The sequence below is a fragment of the Paracoccus liaowanqingii genome, from assembly GCF_004683865.2.
Taxonomy (GTDB): Bacteria; Pseudomonadota; Alphaproteobacteria; order Rhodobacterales; family Rhodobacteraceae; genus Paracoccus; species Paracoccus liaowanqingii.
Genome location: NZ_CP038439.1, coordinates 2,245,144 through 2,260,870, shown reverse-complemented (window position 1 = coordinate 2,260,870; position 15,727 = coordinate 2,245,144). Strand labels below are relative to the sequence as shown.

12 protein-coding genes and 7 pseudogenes are annotated in these 15,727 nt (G+C 60.0%); 9 read left to right on the top strand and 10 right to left on the bottom strand.

The genetic code is table 11. The features are described 5' to 3' along the window. Nucleotides 1–144: 144 nt before the first annotated feature. The 3 genes and pseudogenes from E4191_RS10910 to E4191_RS10905 all read right to left on the bottom strand — a co-directional run bounded on the left by E4191_RS10910 (nt 145) and on the right by E4191_RS10905 (nt 1,205). A complete protein-coding gene (locus E4191_RS10910) occupies nt 145–609 on the bottom strand; it encodes a hypothetical protein (protein WP_135313427.1) in 465 nt (154 codons plus the stop codon). A gap of 177 nt (nt 610–786) precedes the next feature. Beyond that, nucleotides 787–1,020, bottom strand: a pseudogene (locus E4191_RS24835) (helix-turn-helix domain-containing protein); the annotation flags it as partial. Continuing rightward, on the bottom strand, nt 1,020–1,205 hold the full coding sequence (locus E4191_RS10905) for a helix-turn-helix transcriptional regulator (protein ID WP_135313426.1): 186 nt from the start codon (nt 1,203–1,205) through the stop codon (nt 1,020–1,022). The pseudogene E4191_RS24835 and the gene E4191_RS10905, both read right to left, overlap by 1 nt. A 254-nt stretch (nt 1,206–1,459) precedes the next feature. Here E4191_RS10905 and E4191_RS10900 point away from each other — a divergent pair, with 254 nt between their 5' ends. The 5 genes and pseudogenes from E4191_RS10900 to E4191_RS10885 all read left to right on the top strand — a co-directional run bounded on the left by E4191_RS10900 (nt 1,460) and on the right by E4191_RS10885 (nt 4,501). Then, nucleotides 1,460–1,900 carry a transposase gene (locus E4191_RS10900; protein ID WP_135313425.1) on the top strand — a complete coding sequence of 147 codons (441 nt, stop codon included), beginning with the start codon at nt 1,460–1,462 and terminating at the stop codon, nt 1,898–1,900. Between the two features lie 259 nt (nt 1,901–2,159). Then, nucleotides 2,160–2,282: pseudogene (locus E4191_RS24830) on the top strand (IS3 family transposase); the annotation flags it as partial. A gap of 51 nt (nt 2,283–2,333) precedes the next feature. After that, the gene (locus tag E4191_RS10890; protein WP_228461255.1) at nt 2,334–2,699 is read left to right on the top strand and encodes an integrase catalytic domain-containing protein; all 366 of its coding nucleotides are present in this window, start codon (nt 2,334–2,336) and stop codon (nt 2,697–2,699) included. 1,230 nt (nt 2,700–3,929) lie between these two features. Next, nucleotides 3,930–4,145, top strand: coding sequence for a hypothetical protein (locus E4191_RS23780; RefSeq protein WP_176562697.1), 216 nt, complete (start codon nt 3,930–3,932; stop codon nt 4,143–4,145). A 131-nt stretch (nt 4,146–4,276) separates the two neighbouring features. Then, nucleotides 4,277–4,501, top strand: coding sequence for a hypothetical protein (locus tag E4191_RS10885; protein WP_135313423.1), 225 nt, complete (start codon nt 4,277–4,279; stop codon nt 4,499–4,501). A gap of 346 nt (nt 4,502–4,847) precedes the next feature. On the opposite strand, the gene E4191_RS10880 is transcribed toward E4191_RS10885, so the two are convergent. Together E4191_RS10880 and E4191_RS10875 are read right to left on the bottom strand one after the other, a co-directional pair. Further along, a complete protein-coding gene (locus tag E4191_RS10880) occupies nt 4,848–6,476 on the bottom strand; it encodes an error-prone DNA polymerase family protein (protein ID WP_228461253.1) in 1,629 nt (542 codons plus the stop codon). 76 nt (nt 6,477–6,552) lie between these two features. Next, nucleotides 6,553–7,760, bottom strand: a protein-coding gene (locus E4191_RS10875; protein WP_228461251.1) for an IS3 family transposase whose coding sequence is annotated in 2 segments (ribosomal slippage) — nt 6,553–7,436 and nt 7,436–7,760 — 1,209 coding nt in all. Because the reading frame shifts where the segments join, the coding sequence is not laid out codon by codon here. 95 nt (nt 7,761–7,855) lie between these two features. On the opposite strand from E4191_RS10875, the gene E4191_RS10870 reads away from it, so the two are divergent. Then, a protein-coding gene (locus E4191_RS10870) for an IS630 family transposase (protein WP_135314436.1) occupies nt 7,856–8,922 on the top strand; the annotation gives its coding sequence in 2 pieces (ribosomal slippage) (nt 7,856–8,342 and nt 8,342–8,922; 1,068 coding nt in all). A 139-nt stretch (nt 8,923–9,061) separates the two neighbouring features. Continuing rightward, nucleotides 9,062–9,193, top strand: a pseudogene (locus E4191_RS10865) (transposase); the annotation flags it as partial. A 4-nt stretch (nt 9,194–9,197) separates the two neighbouring features. On the opposite strand, the gene E4191_RS10860 reads toward E4191_RS10865, so the two are convergent. Beyond that, complete coding sequence (locus E4191_RS10860) at nt 9,198–10,511, bottom strand: IS5 family transposase (protein WP_269436670.1); 1,314 nt, start codon at nt 10,509–10,511, stop codon at nt 9,198–9,200. Nucleotides 10,512–10,665: 154 nt separating this feature from the next. Between E4191_RS10860 and E4191_RS10855 the strand changes: the two are divergent. After that, nucleotides 10,666–11,348, top strand: a pseudogene (locus E4191_RS10855) (IS3 family transposase); the annotation flags it as partial. 216 nt (nt 11,349–11,564) lie between these two features. Here the strand turns inward: E4191_RS10855 and E4191_RS10850 are convergent. Beyond that, a pseudogene (locus E4191_RS10850) lies at nt 11,565–12,846 on the bottom strand (IS110 family RNA-guided transposase). A gap of 136 nt (nt 12,847–12,982) precedes the next feature. Here E4191_RS10850 and E4191_RS10845 point away from each other — a divergent pair. Next, a pseudogene (locus E4191_RS10845) lies at nt 12,983–13,336 on the top strand (integrase core domain-containing protein); the annotation flags it as partial. 26 nt (nt 13,337–13,362) lie between these two features. Here the strand turns inward: E4191_RS10845 and E4191_RS10840 are convergent. The 3 genes and pseudogenes from E4191_RS10840 to E4191_RS10830 form a co-directional block, all read right to left on the bottom strand. Beyond that, nucleotides 13,363–13,590: pseudogene (locus tag E4191_RS10840) on the bottom strand (transposase); the annotation flags it as partial. Between the two features lie 65 nt (nt 13,591–13,655). Beyond that, nucleotides 13,656–15,014, bottom strand: a complete 1,359-nt coding sequence (locus E4191_RS10835; protein ID WP_135313420.1) for a S1 family peptidase — start codon at nt 15,012–15,014, stop codon at nt 13,656–13,658. Between the two features lie 2 nt (nt 15,015–15,016). Further along, nucleotides 15,017–15,718, bottom strand: coding sequence for a M12 family metallopeptidase (locus E4191_RS10830; protein ID WP_135313419.1), 702 nt, complete (start codon nt 15,716–15,718; stop codon nt 15,017–15,019). Nucleotides 15,719–15,727 lie beyond the last annotated feature (9 nt).

Genomic DNA, 15,727 nt, shown 5'->3' with positions numbered 1-15,727 from the left:
GATCTGCACCGTTGCGAACTGTCTCCGTAAAGTCGCTGTTGCGCATCCGGAGCCGAACGAGGCCCAACCCGAGGAGCGCACAGAGCTCGCGCCGACGCTCGGGCGCTGTCATTCTGCTCGCGGGCAAGGGATTGGAACCGCGGGTCATGTCGACGAGGTCCGCTTACGCTTTTCTCGCGTGCACCGGTTTTGAATCATATCTGTAAGCGCCTGTTGTAGCCCTCTCTGCTCCGCTTCATTGCTTGCACTTGCCGGTCTGCCGTTACGGTAAGGCGTCATCCGAGACGCCCTCTTGGCCTCTTTCTTTTTTTCGATAGCGTATTCGGCGATAGCTTTCGCGAAGTAGTTCCAGCTACGGATGACACCTACCGGACGCCGCGACTGCGCCTTGGTTCTCAGCACCGGGAGGATGTGAGCATCAAGCGAATAGCCTTGATCAAGGAGCTCCCTGAGGGCCGGCCAATCTAGCCTCAGGAATTCGCGTTCCTGCTCCAACACGCTGCCGCCCAAGGCTTCTAAGCAGCGTTCCAAGGCTTCTTCTTCCGCCAAAGTAGTAAGTAATTCAGTATTGTTATTATGCTCGGCAATTCTTGCCGCCTCAGTCAGCAAATTTTGCCGCCTCATTGCGTCAAGTAGGAGTGGAGTGGTTGGCTCCTTGACATACTGACCCTGCACAGGATGCCCCCAGGCTGGAAGGGACTGCCGGCCACGCCACCCTAGCAGGTGATAAATGTTGCTGTTTCTCTTGAGCTGGCGACACCGACCGATGGAGCGGACGAGCCCAAATGTCTCGAGTGCCCGCATGTAGGAGCGGATACTCCTGACAGAGCAACCGATCTCTGCAGAAAGCGCCTCCTGTCTTGGCCAACAGCAGCCGTATATGTCGCTCCGTCCGGCCAGAACGCGGAGCAGGGACTTGGGCCCGGCGGGCAAACCTCCAAGCTTGCTGGCCCATTTTGTGGCTTCCAGGTTGAGGTATCCACCAGACGAAGAGCGAGAGAGAGCCTTGCGAGCGCGCATCAGAGCGTCCTCCGCTGGCGGCTTTCCAGCCAGGCCAGAACTGCGCTGCGTTTCCAGCCGATAGCCCGGGTACCAATCTGCACCGGTGCCGGGAACCGACCTTCCTTTACTGCAAGGTAGATCCATGAGCGCCTCATGCCGATCGTTGCCGCTACACGGGGCAAGCGCCAGATTTCTTCAGTCATTTTCAGCTCCTTCAAATCTAAGTAAGACAAGATGGAAGGTGCCGAAGGAGACTGGATTAGTCGTCAATCAAAAATGACCCCCCCTATTCTTAATGTACGATGTCCACGCGTTCGCTACCCTCGCCGTTCGGACTGGCGGTCAACATGCTGTAGGACCCGGCAGAGACCTGCCACATGGTGGCCCCCGTGTCAGGAAAGTTGTCCGCTGCACCATTTCTCCTCTATTTTTCAGGTGGGCGGGATAGGACGATGACGTGGGATATTCGCCGGAACACAAGGCCGCTGTGCTGAAGCGGATGTTGCCGCCGAACACCATGGCCATTCGGCAGCTGTCGCAAGAGGAAGGGATCTCCGAGGCGACGCTGCACAAGTGGCGAGCCGAGGCGCGTGGCAACGGTCAGCTTTTGCCGGATGCAGATGCAAGTCCCGAGGGCTGGTCTTCGCGCCACAAGTTCGCAGGGGTGTTAGAAACAGCTGCGCTGAATGAGGCCGATCTGAGCGAATACTGCCGGACGCGCGGGCTCTATCCAGCGCAGATCACCGCGTGGCGGGCGGCATGCGAACCGGCGAATGACTGGGATCGCGCCAGCATGACCCGGATTAGCCAGGCGACCAGGGAAGAGAAGAAGCGGGTCAAGGATCTGGAACGGGACCCGGCACGCAAAGATCGCGCAATGAGGAGATCGCGCGGCTGAAGACGAAGGTGGGCGACATCTCCATGGCGAACGAACCTCTTTACGCGAAGATCGAAAAGCTGGAGGCGGGCCGCCCTTTGGCCGGGCGGAGGTCGAGGAGATGACCGGCATCCTCTCGCCCTCCGCCGGCCGCCGCTACCCACTGGCCACCGTCTGCCGGCTCTGGGGCCCGGCGGCGAACGAGCCGCACCCTCCCCGTCGTCGCCGGGGCCCACAGGGCGCCGCCAGCGACGCCGACCTTGTGGCGGCGATCTGAGAGATCATCGAGGCTTCCCCCTTTACTGGCGAGGGCTATCGCAAGATCTGGGCGCGGCTGCGCTTGCGGGGCTTCCGGACTGCTGCACGTCGGATGCGGCGGATCATGAAGGAGCACGGCCTGCTTGCGCCTCACCGGCCAGCACCGCGGGTGGCGCATCCGCATGACGGAACAATCGTGACCGAGTGGGTGGATCAGGTCTGGGGCACGGATATGACGGAGACCTTCACGGCCGCCGAGGGCCGAGCCTATGTCTTCGTCGCCGTGGATCACTGCTCGGGTGAGTTCGTCGGTATTCACGCCGCCTCCGGCGCCAGCCGTTGGGAAGCGCTGGAGCCGGTCAAGCAGGGGATCGCGAAGCATTTCGGGGCGCTTGACATGGCCGGAGTGGCGACGGGCCTCACCCTGCGCCACGACCATGGCTCCAACTACATGTCGGGCGACTTCCAGCACGAGATCCGCTTCCTCGGCGTCATCAGCTCGCCCGCCTTCGTCTGCCAGCCAGAGGGCAACGGCATGGCCGAGCGGGCGATCCGGACGTAGAAGGAACAACTCCTCTGGGTCCGGCACTTTGCCACGGTTGAGGAACTGTGGTAGGCGCTGGCCAGCTTCGCCGCACTCTACATCGCCAGCTGGCTGCGGGAACGGCACGGGCACAGGACGCCCGATCAGATCCGGGCCGAGCAGAGTGCCCTTGAAACCAAAGCCGTCACAAGGTTCAAATTGGCGGCATGACCGGCGCAGAGCGCTGTCTCAAAACCGGGTCGCAGTACAGTACGGGGGTGCCGGATCAAGCGGCTGGTCTAGAATAAGTTAGGTTCCAGAATTGGGAAATTCCCGCTTCCAAGCTCGCTCACCTTCGGACCAAATCCCCTGAAGAGTAGAGACGCTTCTAGGCAGGCCTGCGCCAACAGGAATAGCTTCAGAAAGAATGTCACAAGCACTCATTGTATCAGGCGTCGCTGGGTTGCGCGTGGGAGTGACTTCAAAACGATGAACTAGGTCGTATAGTATAGCGTGAAGGTGCTCGTCTCGGACCCTGTTGACCTTCGGCCTGCCGGCGGGGGTAGGGCGGGTAAACCGATATCTTAGGACTTGGTTGGCGAAGTTATCCAGTTCGAAACACAAGGGGACGCGTCTTTCCCTCCGGCCAGCCGCATGGTGACGAAGAACATCATAAGCCACTGGGTCCCGTGCGGCCATGGATAGCATTCTACAAACCTCGGAGACGTAGGGTCCGGTCGAACGGCGCTCGTAAGCTTCAGGTGCAAGCGCCTTGAATGTGAGGCGTGTCATCTCAACATTGCGGGGATCACCTAGCTTTATGGCCGCCGGTAACCAAGAAGTATCTGATTCAGCTAACTCATTGAGGCGCTTCGATGCTTCGACGAATGCCAAGTTGTACTCATATCTATCAATCGAGGTCGTCCCCAGAAAGTCCAAGAGCAGCACCACTCGATCCCTCGCCCAAGACACAGCCTCTTTCCAGCTCGCGTTCATCGCCATCACGGTCAGCATCCCAATGTTTAATGCGCAGTTATCCATTAGCATTCAATTCGTACGGCAGCATCCGCAAGTAGGGCAACGTTTTCGAATTTTTATATGATCAATCTGGGCTACGTCTCCGGACCTGTACGGCGCCCACTGAACTGGGGCGAGTTCCTTTGATCCCCCCAAAGGACGGGGCTGAGATACAGCTGAAGGTGATGATGGCCATGGGGGCGGCATATCATGGCGTTGTTCACGCACCGCACTTTTCTGCGGTGAGAGGAGGTGCCACATGACAAAAGCTACCAGCACGCCGTTGCCCGATCCTTCAAGATTTCGCCCGTTCTGCTGACGGAGATCCTTCGCTCCACAGTACACCGTCTGATTGAGCAGGCGATGGTCGCGAAGCTGGCCACGCTTCGCATCGTGCCCGCCGGGCGACGGAAGACGGCTTGGGGCGGCTTGTTCGGCACGGTCATTTGCCGGAACGCGAAGTGTTGACGAGACTTGGTCCGGCGCCGGCGCCGGGGAGGGTGCTCTGCGCGCGAAACCTAGGAAATGGGGCCGAGAGGTCTGCTTTGCCCCATCGATCCTGCCGCCCTATTTGCAAGGCTCGGTAGGGCGAGAAGCTAATGCCCGGGCTCTATCTCAAGGGCATTTTCAACGGCGATTTCGAGGGTGCACTTGAAGCTCTTCTGGGCCCTAGCAAAGCGGAGCTGTCCTCGACAACGATTTGGCTGCTGAAAGCCGAAGGGTGGGTGGAGTATGAACGCGGGCAGCCTCGTGATCTCGGCGCCCAGCGCACTGTCTATGTGTGGGTCGATGGCTATTTTCAGCCGCGTGGGCTGCGGGAGTAGCACGAGCCAAAAAATGATCCGCGCCGAAGAATCCTCAGTGACGACCTTCGTCACGTCTCGAAACTAGCTATCAGACCGGCCAAAACGAAATGGCCCCACCACCCCATTTCGTTTTTAAGGCCCATTTCGAGCTCAAAAGCCCTGCAATTGCTGGATCTAACCTCGAAACGAAACGAAACGGGTATTTTTTTGGCGTCACTAGGAAAGCGGCGCGCACGATCCCACCTCATAGCATTTTTTGGCGGCAGAGGGACCCGTTGTTGTCTGCCACGCGATCGTTTTGGGAGCAATGCGGCTGCGACCGGCGCTGATGGAATTAAGGCTTTGGCAATGTCACTGACATGTTTCAGCGAATGTGGGTCCGACTGTCTCTTAGGCAAGATAGACTACTTGTTCGCCTCATCCAGCAAGACATAGCGCTGGCCTGCATAGGACCGCCACGCATGTCGGCCTTGCGGATCATCGCATATGTGCGCGGATCCTCGGCCGGGACCGTGGCCAGATCGTAGCGGATGCCCTTGTGCGCGGCGATCAGGTCCAGACCCCGGCGCATGCAGGTCAGCATGCCAAGCGCGAGGATGTCCACCTTCATGAACTTCAGCGCGTCGATGTCGTCCTTGTCCCATTCGATGATCTGCCGATCGGCCATGGCGGCGGGCTCGATGGGGACCAGATCGTCGAGGCGGTCATGGGTCAGCACGAAGCCGCCCGGATGCTGGGACAGATGCCGGGGCGCGCCGCGCAGCTGCGCGGCCAGATCCAGCAGCAGACGAAGGCGCCGGTCGCCAGGGTTCAGGCCCAGCTCGCGGATCTGATCGTCGGTGATGCCCTCCTCGCCCCAGGACCAGATCTGGCCCGAGATGGCGCGTATCAGATCCTGCGGCAGGCCCAGGGCCTTGCCCACGTCGCGCAGCGCGCCCTTGGAGCGATAGCGGATGACCACGGCAGTCAACGCCGCATGGCTGCGGCCATAGGTCTTGTAGACCCACTGGATCACCTCCTCGCGGCGCTCGTGCTCGAAATCCACGTCGATGTCGGGCGGCTCGCGGCGTTCCTCGCTGATGAAGCGCTCGAACAGCAGGTCGTTGCGGCCCGGGTCGATCGAGGTGATGCCCAGCACATAGCAGACCGCCGAGTTCGCCGCCGATCCGCGGCCCTGACAGAGGATGCCCCGCGATCGGGCGAAGCGGACGATACTGTTCACGGTCAGGAAGTAGGGGGCATAGTCCAGCCGGGCGATCAGACGCAGTTCGTGGTGCAGCGTGGCCCGGACGCTGTCGGGCAGGCCCTCGGGATAACGGTCCTCCGTGCCCTCCCATGTCAGCGCCTCCAGCGTCTGCTGGGGCGTCAGCGCCGGGTCATCGCGTTCCTCTGGGTATTGATAGCGCAGCTCGTCCAGCGAGAACCGGCAGCGGTCGGCGATCTGTTGGGTCCGGGCCAGGGCCTCCGGGTAGCGCGGGAACAGGCGCACCATCTCGGACGGGGCTTTCACATACCGGTCGGCGTTGCGTTCACGGCGAAAGCCCAGGGCGTCGACGGTGGTGGTGTGGCGGATGGCGGTGACCACGTCCTGCAGGATGCGGCGGTCTGGGACATGGAACAACACATCGTTGGTGATCACCGTGGCCACGCCCAGCCCGGCGGCGAGGTTCGACAGCTCGTGCAGCCGCATCTGGTCGTTGGGGCGGCGGCGCAGGGTCAGGGCCAGATAGGCCCGGTCGCTGAACGTGTCCCGCAACCGGCGCAGGCGCAACCCGCAGGTATCGCCCGCCGTGTCGGGGATCAGGATGGCCAGCAGCCCCTCGGCATGGGCCTGCAGATCGGGCCAGTCCAGATGGCATGCCCCCTTGCCCGCCCGCGCCTTGCCGATGGACAGAAGCCGGCAGAGGCGCGACCAGGCCGGGCGGTCGGTGGGATAGACCAGCACCGACATGCCGCAGCGCAGATCCAGCCGACAGCCGACGATCAGCCGCACGCCGGTCTCCTTCGCCGCCTCATGTGCGCACACGATCCCGGTGACCTGCTGGTCTTGCCCCCGTTTCACCGGACACTCAGGCGGTTGCGGTTTGAGCTGCGATGAACTCGCGTGGCGAGCGCATTTTCAGCCCTGAGTGCGGGTGGTTGTCGTTGTAGTCCTCGATCCAGCCTCCGATCAATCCGAGAACGTTCTGGGCGTCCGGCAACGGCGTCACCTGGACGTAGTCGCGCTTCAGCGTCTTCACGAAGGCCTCCGAGATGCCGTTGCTCTGCGGGCTCTGGACCGGCGTGAAGCAGGGCTTCAGGCCAAGCTGGCGGGTGAAGATCTGTGTGTCCTTCGCGATGTAGGGCGAGCCATTATCGGACAGCATCTCGATGACCGACGGCGCGCGGTATGTGCCGAAGCGGCGTTCGACGGCCTCGAGCAGGACGTCGCGAATGTCGGAACCACTGATCCCGGCATTGACCACCGCGCGCCAGGCGATGATTTCGCGGTCGTGCGCGTCGATGACGAAGGCGCCGCGGACGATGTCGCCGTTCCAGCAGGTGAACTCGAACCCGTCGCTGCACCAGCGCAAGTTCGAGCGCAGGACGATGACCTTGCCGTCGTGGACATGCTCAGGCCGCTCCGTGTATATCCGCGCCAGCAGCAGGCTATGGGCCTTCATGATCCGGTAGACCCGCTTGTGATTGACCGGCGCCAGACCTTCCGAGCGCAGCTGGCGGTTCAGGATCGCGGTGATCCGCCGGTAGCCATAGGTCGGCCGCACCGTCACCAGCGCGGTGATCCTTGGCACCACCGCCGCGTCTTGCGCTTTGTGATAGCGCCGACGCGGCTTTGTCCTGCCGTGCAGCCGGTCGATCAGGTTGGACCGGGCCACGCCCAGGGTTTCCGCCACGGCCTTCACTGGAAATCGTCCCTCAACGGCGACCGCGCGAGCAAGGTCAGTTTTTTTGAGCGTGACTTGTCCAGTGCCTCACGCAGGATCTCGGCTTCCAGCGTCTTGCGGCCGAGCTGGCGTTCGAGTTCCCGGATGCGGTCTTCCATCTGCCGGACGACCTTGTTGCTGGTGACGTCATCGTCCTCGGTCACGGCGACACTCCCTCCTTCGAGCATGAGCCGCCGCCAACGATACAGCAGGTTCGGCGCCACGCCATTACGGCGCGCGACCACCGAGATGCTGGCCCGGTCGTCCAGCGTCTCCTCAACGATCCGCAGCTTCGCGGCCGCGCTCCAGCGGCGCCGACGGCCGCCATCGGTGATGATTTCTATATCAGACATAAGCACGTGCTCATACCAACAGCCCTGATCTCTGACTCGTGCGGGATTCCTTTCGCCCTGAAAATCTGAATTATTGGCATCAAGAGATGGAGGTTCTGATGGCGATTGAGATCACTCGAACGGATATGTCGACAAGCGAGCTTCGGGCGGCGGCGGCGCGCACAAAGGATGCAAAAGCGGTGCGGCGGATTTTGGCGATCGCTTTTGTTCTGGAGGGCGCGGATCGCAAGACGGCGGCGGAGGCCTGCGGCATGGATCGGCAGACCCTGCGCGATTGGGTTCATCGCTACAACGCCGAGGGGATCGCCGGTCTGTCGAACCGGTATTCGGCAGGCCCGTCGCCACTCCTGAACTCTGAGCAGAAAGCGGAACTTGCCCGGATGGTCCGTGAAGGGCCTGACCTTGAGGCCGATGGGGTGGTCCGCTGGCGCTGCGTCGATCTCAAGCGCAAGATCGAAGATCACTTCGGCGTGGCCATGCACGAGCGGACGGTCGGCAAACAGCTGGCGGCCCTTGGCTTTCGCCGCCTGTCGGTGCGCCCACAGCACCCCAAATCCGACCCGTTGGCACAGGAGGCATTTAAAAAAACTTTGCCGCGACGGTAAAGGCCGCCCTACCGGAGACGGCGCACGGGAAGCCATTGGAGGTGTGGTTTCAGGATGAAGCCAGAGTGGGCCAGCAGGGGACGCTCACCCGGACCTGGGCCGAGTGCGGAACCCGACCTCGTGCGCCGCGCGACACCCGCTACAAATGGGCCTATATCTTCGGCGCCGTCTGTCCATCGCGCGCCACGACCGCGGCACTTGTCATGCCACGTGCCGATACCTCGGCCATGAACGCTCATCTCGCTGAAATCGCAAAAACCGTCGCGTCGGGCGCCCATGCCGTGCTCGTCATGGACGGCGCCGGCTGGCATAACTCCAGTGCTCTACGCATCCCCGACAACATCACCATCGTGACGCTTCCGCCCTATGCGCCCGAGCTGAACCCGGTTGAGAACATCTGGGCCTATCTGCGCGCAAACTGCCTCGCCATCACCGTCTTTGACACCTACGCAGACATCGTCGACCGATGCTGCAACGCGTGGAACGCCTTCGCAAACGACCCCGAGCGCGTCCGATCAATTGCTACGCGTGAATACGCAAAAGCGGTCAATGCTTAAGGCCGTTGGTATCAGGCATATGCCTAAGCTTCCATGGTTATGCCCAAGTGTCCGGTCGAAACGGGGGCCAGTTCACCTGCCCCCCGGAACGTCCCTCGGTTTGATGTAGAGTTTGCTTCATCACGAAGGAGCAGACGATATGAGGAAAAGCCGCTTCACCGAGGCGCAGATCATTGGGATGATCAAGGAGCAGGAAGCCGGAATGGCGACGGCGGAGGTCTGTCGCCGTCACGGTCTCAGCCCTGCCACGTTCTACAAGCTCAAGGCCAAGTAGTTCAGGCTGAACAACGCTGCCCATGAGCGAGATAGCCGTTTTCTGTCCTGATCACTTGCAAGATAGCGGCTACAATAAAGACCAACAAAGCCCTGAGGTGGACCAGGATCTTGCGGATGTTGTGGCCGCAGCCGCAGAGCACGGCAAAGATGGCGTCGCCGGACGTGCCTTTCAGCGGGCAGCGCGACAGGCGTCCGTCTGTCTTCATGTGTCCGATCTCGGGCTCGATGGCGCTGCGTCGCCTCAGCAGCGCTTTCAGCTTTTGCGTCAGGCCGCGGCGGGTGCCGCTGATCAGGACCTTCGTTTCCGACACCCCATGGCCGCGATACCCGCGGTCCACGACCGCCAGCTCCGGGGTCCTGCCAGTCAGGATGGCCACCTGCTCCAGGGCTTCGGGCAATGTGTGGCCATCGTAAGGATTTCCCGGCAAGGCGCGCATGCCCACGACGAAGCCCTCGTCGATGGTGGTGGCCAGACTGACCTTGGTGCCGAACTCGTAGCGCTTGCGGGCTTTGCCCTTTGAGATGCAATCGACCTCGGGCTCATGCAGGGCGTAGATCTTGCCGCGGCTTTTGGGGGTCTGATGGAGCAGACGACCGACGAGCACGAGAGTGTCCAGAACCCGTTCGCGGAAGGACCCCTCCGCAATCCCGTCCAACTGCCGGCGAATATCCCGCAGGACACGACCGGTGTATCCCCTCAGCTGTTTCAGAGCCTTGCCCATGCGTTTGAACTGCCGGGCATGGGCGTAGCGCCCGATCCGCACCGCCAGGCGCGGCGCGAGACGATTGTAGTTCTGCCGCAACGTGATCCCGCCTTCATTGGCGAGGGCGACAAGCTTTCCACGTGCGGTCTCATACAGGCGCGCATCGGTCGGGTGGGCGATGTTCTTTTCCATCACCGTCGTATCCACGGCGACACGCGACAGGCTGCGATCCTCCACCGCGCCTGATCTGCGCCCGGCCTCGATCGTCTTGGTCAGCAGCCACTCCGCACCTTCCTCGCCGATCCGCTTGCGCCACCGGGTCAGGGAGGACGGGTCGATCGGTGGGCTGTGCTGGAAGAACGTCTCACCGGTAAAATGCTGGTAGTAGGGGTTCTCAACCCAACGAGCGACGACGGCCTCGTCAGAGAGCCGATAGGCGTGCTGAAGATACAGCAGGCCCGCCACCAGCCGCGGCGATGTGGCCGGCCGCCCTGTGGTGGAAGGAAAGAAGCCTGCCCATTCGGTCTCGAAGAACTCCCAGTCAATCAGCGCGGCCAGTTTCGCCAGTTCATGGCGCAGATCGATCATGTCGGTCAGGCGGGGACGCAGGAGATCATCCTACTCTTCAGCGCGCGGACGAGGCTTCATCACAGCTCCGGAAATTCGCAAGGTTTCAAGTACCAGCATACGAAACCTTGCAATTCCCCGCTATCGCTTTGGGAGAATAAGCAAACAAATCTAAATGGTTAAATGTTGTTCAGGCCGGACCAAGTATGGGGGCATGGACGTGTCCGATGCCCAGAGGCTGAGGGCGCTGGAGGACGAGAACGGCAAGCTGAAACGGCTTCTGACTGACGCGATGCTCGACAACGTCGTTCTGAAGGATCTGCTGGGAAAGCCCTGACGACACCGAATGCGCGGCGGGGCGCGGTGCTCAAGGCGATGCGGGATCATGCCATCTCGCAACGCCGGGCCTGCGTTCTGGTCGGTGTCGCTCCGAAGACGGTGCGGCGCGAGCGGCCGCCCGACAATCTGGAGATTCGCAAGGCTATGCAGGAAATTGCCGCCGTGCGGCGGCGGTTCGGCTATCGGCGCATCGGGCTGCTGCTGGAGCGCCGGGGCATGCTGATGAACCCGAAGAAGCTGTATCGGCTCTACCGCGAGGAAGGGCTTTCGGTCCGGCGCAAGCGGGGTCGCAAGCGGGCCCGTGGAACACGCACGCCAATGCCCCTGGCCCTAATGCCGAACCAGCGCTGGTCGCTGGACTTCGTGGCGGACACGTTCGGGGCGTCGCGCAAGTTCCGGATCTTGGCGGTGATTGACGATTGCTGCCGAGAGAACCTGTGTCTGGTCCCCGACACCAGCATCTCGGGCGTGAGGGTGGCCCGCGAGTTGGACGCACTGGTGCGGATCTATGGCAAGCCGGCTTGCATCGTCAGTGACAACGTCCTAGCTCGGGAACAAATCGCCGTTTAGGGCATCAGATCACGGGGCATCCGAGCGACCGGATGCCCTGAAGATGTTCGCCCAAGCGGGCTCCGCCGTCAAGAAATGGTCTCTCCCATAGCAAATACAGGGTCGGCCAAGTTGCCGCTCTCACCGTCCTTAAGACGAGATCCTAAATCCCAAGCGGAAGGCCCGAACATTATCTACGAGGTCGCGTCATGCGCCTCCACGGCCCTTTGAGAGAGAGGTCCTTCCGCTTGGGCTCGCCCCCTCGAAGGGGGGCGATAGGGTTCGCCGGATTTGATCACGGCGTGAATGGTGCGTGCCATCTTTGCGGCGATGGCGGTGTAGGCCTTGCGGCGTAGATCTGGGTTGTGGCGATCCTGCGCGATGTAACGTTCGAACTTGTCCCCGAAAGCTGTTGGTCTTCTTCAGAACCGCTGTCTGACCCGCCAGCCATAACGTGCGTCGGAGACGGGCATTGCCATACTTCGATATCTTGCTCCGACCGCGGAACATGCCGGACTGGACGGTGGCCAGATCCATGCCGCAGAACTTCAGAAACTGACGGTGATGGTGGAACCGGCGCACGTCACCCGTCTCGGCCAAGATCGTCAGAGCGTTGATCGGCCCGATGCCGGGAATGGTGCGCAGCAGTTGATAGTCAGGGCGCTCGGCCAGCAATTCGACCGCCCGATCTTCGATGGCATTGCGTTGGCGGATCAGGTTTCGCCCTTCGGCCAGCATAATGCGGAACATTCGGATGGCGTCTGAATCCGGCGATACGGGCAGCCCGGTAGACACCTTTGCCGTCTCGTAAATATCTGACAACAGGAGAGACTTCTCGACCTTGCGTCCGACCACTTCCCAAGCAGCCTTGGTGAACTCCTCCTTGGTCATGGCGCTGATCATGTGCGGAGAGGGGAACATCTCGAGGAACGCCAGAAACCAATCCGTCCGCGAACTGCGGTGGAAACGGTCAGCTTCCGGAAAATAGAGCGGCAGGTAATGGGTCAGGATGCGATGCCACAGCTCGGTCTTGGACCGCGACACCGCATCATGGGTCTTGGACAATTCCTGAATGTCGTTCGTGCCGGCCACCATCGGGTCCTGGAAGATCTGCACCGCGCCGATCTGCAGCATATGCAAGATGACTTGGGCATCCTTCGGATCGTTTTTGTCCCAGCTGTTGTGCAGCGCCTCCCGCGTCCGGGCCAAAGCGACCGAAGACACCAGCTTCAGATCGAAACCCGGCTACGCCGAGGTGATACATCAGCACACGGTGATAGTTGCCTGTGGCCTCAAAGCCGATCCGGACGGGCAGGCCGTATTCCCGCAAGATCGAGATAAGCCGCATAAAGTCATCGGCGCTGTTGGTGATCGTCAGGCGCCGGCGACGCGTCTTGCCCGGGACGGAAATCAGCACCTCGTGCCGATGCTTGGAAATGTCGATGCCTACCAGAACACGGGCATCCGAAGTATGCTCAACCTTGGCCATGGCCGGTCTCCTCTGTGGTGTGGTTCGCAAAACCACCATAGAGACCCGAGACCCGGTTATGGCCGCCTGCTGCGCAATTTTGTAGGCTGCGCAGGCGGCCATAACCTTCAACGGTGCGTCATTCCCAACATGCTATGGGACGGAGTTCACCAGCCGGGCCATCCTGAAGTGGGCCGATCAGAACGACGTTGCTTGGCATTACATTGATCCCGGCAAGCCGCAGCAGAATGCCTTCATCGAAAGCTTCAACGGCAGCCTGCGCGACGAGCTGCTGAATGAGGAGATTTTCGACACACTGGACGATGCCCGCCGAAAGATCGCCATCTGGCGCTACGACTACAACACCGTCAGGCCGCACTCCTCACTCGGCAACCTGACGCCACTCGAAGCGCGCCGGACGCTTGCGCTAACCGAGGGTTCCGCGCCCGGCGCGCTTGCCATGAAACCATCCGCCGACTACCAATCTCAAACCGGCAGACTCTCGTTATGACCGAGGGACCCACGGGGGGCAGGTCACAGCGCCTTCATCTTCTCGGCCATCTCGCTGGAGACGCCAGGACGTTTGCCGCTATCAACCTCGGCCTTCTTGACCCAATCGTTCACGGTCTGCGGCGCACAGCCGATCTTCGCCGAAATCGACATGACCGCCTGCCACCGAGATCCATGCTGACCCTCATTGTCCAGAACCAACCGCACCGCGCGTTCACGCACTTCCGGGGAAAACTTGTTCGTTGTCTTGCTCATGATGCTCCATCGTACTCAAGAGTTGGAGCCTCCGGAAAACTCGGCGCGGTTCAATCAAGGCCTGCTTAAGGTTCAACTGTCACAACTACAGCACCATTCGATTCCTGGTGCGAAGTGAAATTCCCAGAGGCTGGAGCTGTGTTGCTCAACTGTGTGAGAATATCGCCTTCGTGATCTCTAACAGTTACCCGGTATGACCAAGAAAGACTGTCGGCTAGCAAGCCATCTACGAGGTCTTTAGGAACATCGAAAACACGAGTCGCAGGCGCAGTGTCCGGTGTTCGGATGTTCATGCTTAAAGCGGCCTCACGTTTTACTGCGCCTCCTACAACGATACCATCGATCTTGTAGCTTGCTCTAATCCATCCGTTGCCTTGGCAGTTACCTGAACTGTCTAAGCCTCGATCCGAGTATCCGAGGGTGAGGCTTACACAATTGGAGCGATTGGGGTCGATATCGTACCAACTGCGGCCATCGTTTGCGGCTGAAATGATGAGAGGCCCTGTAACGTTGGTAATCTGAGAGTTATCTGGAAGACACGCCGCGTAAGTTTGCGTACTCCATCCTTCAGTGCAAGACGCGTCATTACTAAAATCATGTGTAAACATTCTGCTAACCGGATTCTGTTCCTGTCCGGATACTATAAACACAGACTCTATCCCTAGATCCGGAAGTACATCCTCTATAACTAATTCTGTCCCGCCACCCTTTGAACCAATCTCGACGCAAGCCTCGACCGACAGGGCACCTGCCGTACGCAACGCATCATCAGCCCAATTCAGCGGAGTTACAAACTGTACTGCAGTTGCTCCTCGGACGCCGCCTTTCACTATACCAATAACGCGCCCCGCACCGTCCACCAAAGGGCCGCCGCTCATGCCATAAGTGAAGTTGGAAGACAGACGCCAGCGACCATCGCTGCCGCTGAGGCCTTGATAAACGGCTACAAGAGTGCTGAAGTCTTCGCCTAGAGGAAACCCGAACGCAAGTAAGTTTTCTTCGTCAGCAGGGGTGTCTACGTAACACGCCTCAATGAATGGATACGCACCCTCACGCGCGCCGAGCCTTAGTACCGCGACATCACTACTCTCATCAATCGAGGCAATGGACAACGGAACATCTGGGCTCGAAAGATAACCGATGCGACCTTTTACATCAGCGATAGTATATTCTGGACAATCTACGCTCTTCAGAAGATGGGCTGCAGTAATCACACCTCCACCGCGAGAGACGATGAATCCGGTTCCCTGGCTCGCCGGAGTGCAAACGTTGCTGAGATTATCTGCGTCGCGAAAGGTGATTTCAAGGTAGACGGTTGAGTTACGCACCGCAGTTTTGATAGCCTGTTGGTCCTGAGCAAGTGCGGGAATGGCCCACGCTCCCCCTATAAGGATTAGAAAGGCTGACCTTATAGTAGACAGCATTTTTACGGGGCTCCATACATAATCTGGACGGACAATATATCAAAGTAGCTAAGTTTTCCGTAGTTGTTGTAGAGCGGGTTGCAATAGTTCATAACGGAGTCTGGATCGTATGGAGTTAAATGCAGATCACCTGGCGCGCCTGAAGGGCGCTCGGTACAACTAGCATCGCGATCTAGGCGGTTTTGTTCATGCGTCAAGCCGATTGCGTGACCAAATTCGTGTACAGCTATGGAGCGATTGCACAAGTCGTACATGAAACTACTTGCTTTGCACGCTTCCAGTTCAGGAATATTGTAGGTGAAGTTCAGCACCATACCATTTCTCATGCCGCTTAGGCCTCTTCCCAGCCGCTCGACACGAGGGCGCTGATTGGCAATCAAAATCCGTATGCCACGAACGTTTCGATCTGCGCACTTCTCCCATCCGGTAAAGTTGAGCTTTGAGTAACGCACCCAAGTCTCCTCTACTGCGGCTTTGACTATGGCTCTATGAGAGTTATTTTCCGTACTAGGATTTTCCCAGCAGACCGGGATCGTCGTCTGATTCCAAATCGCGTTTCGCGGAACGAATCCAAATTCCTCATTTTCAACTTCTATCCGAGAGAAACCTTCAGCATCTTCATCGCCTAGCCTCGCATCGTAGAACTGTGCCTCCGCAAACGCTGGAAGCAAGACAAATAGAGTGTAGAGGGCAAACCGCATCATGGTACTACT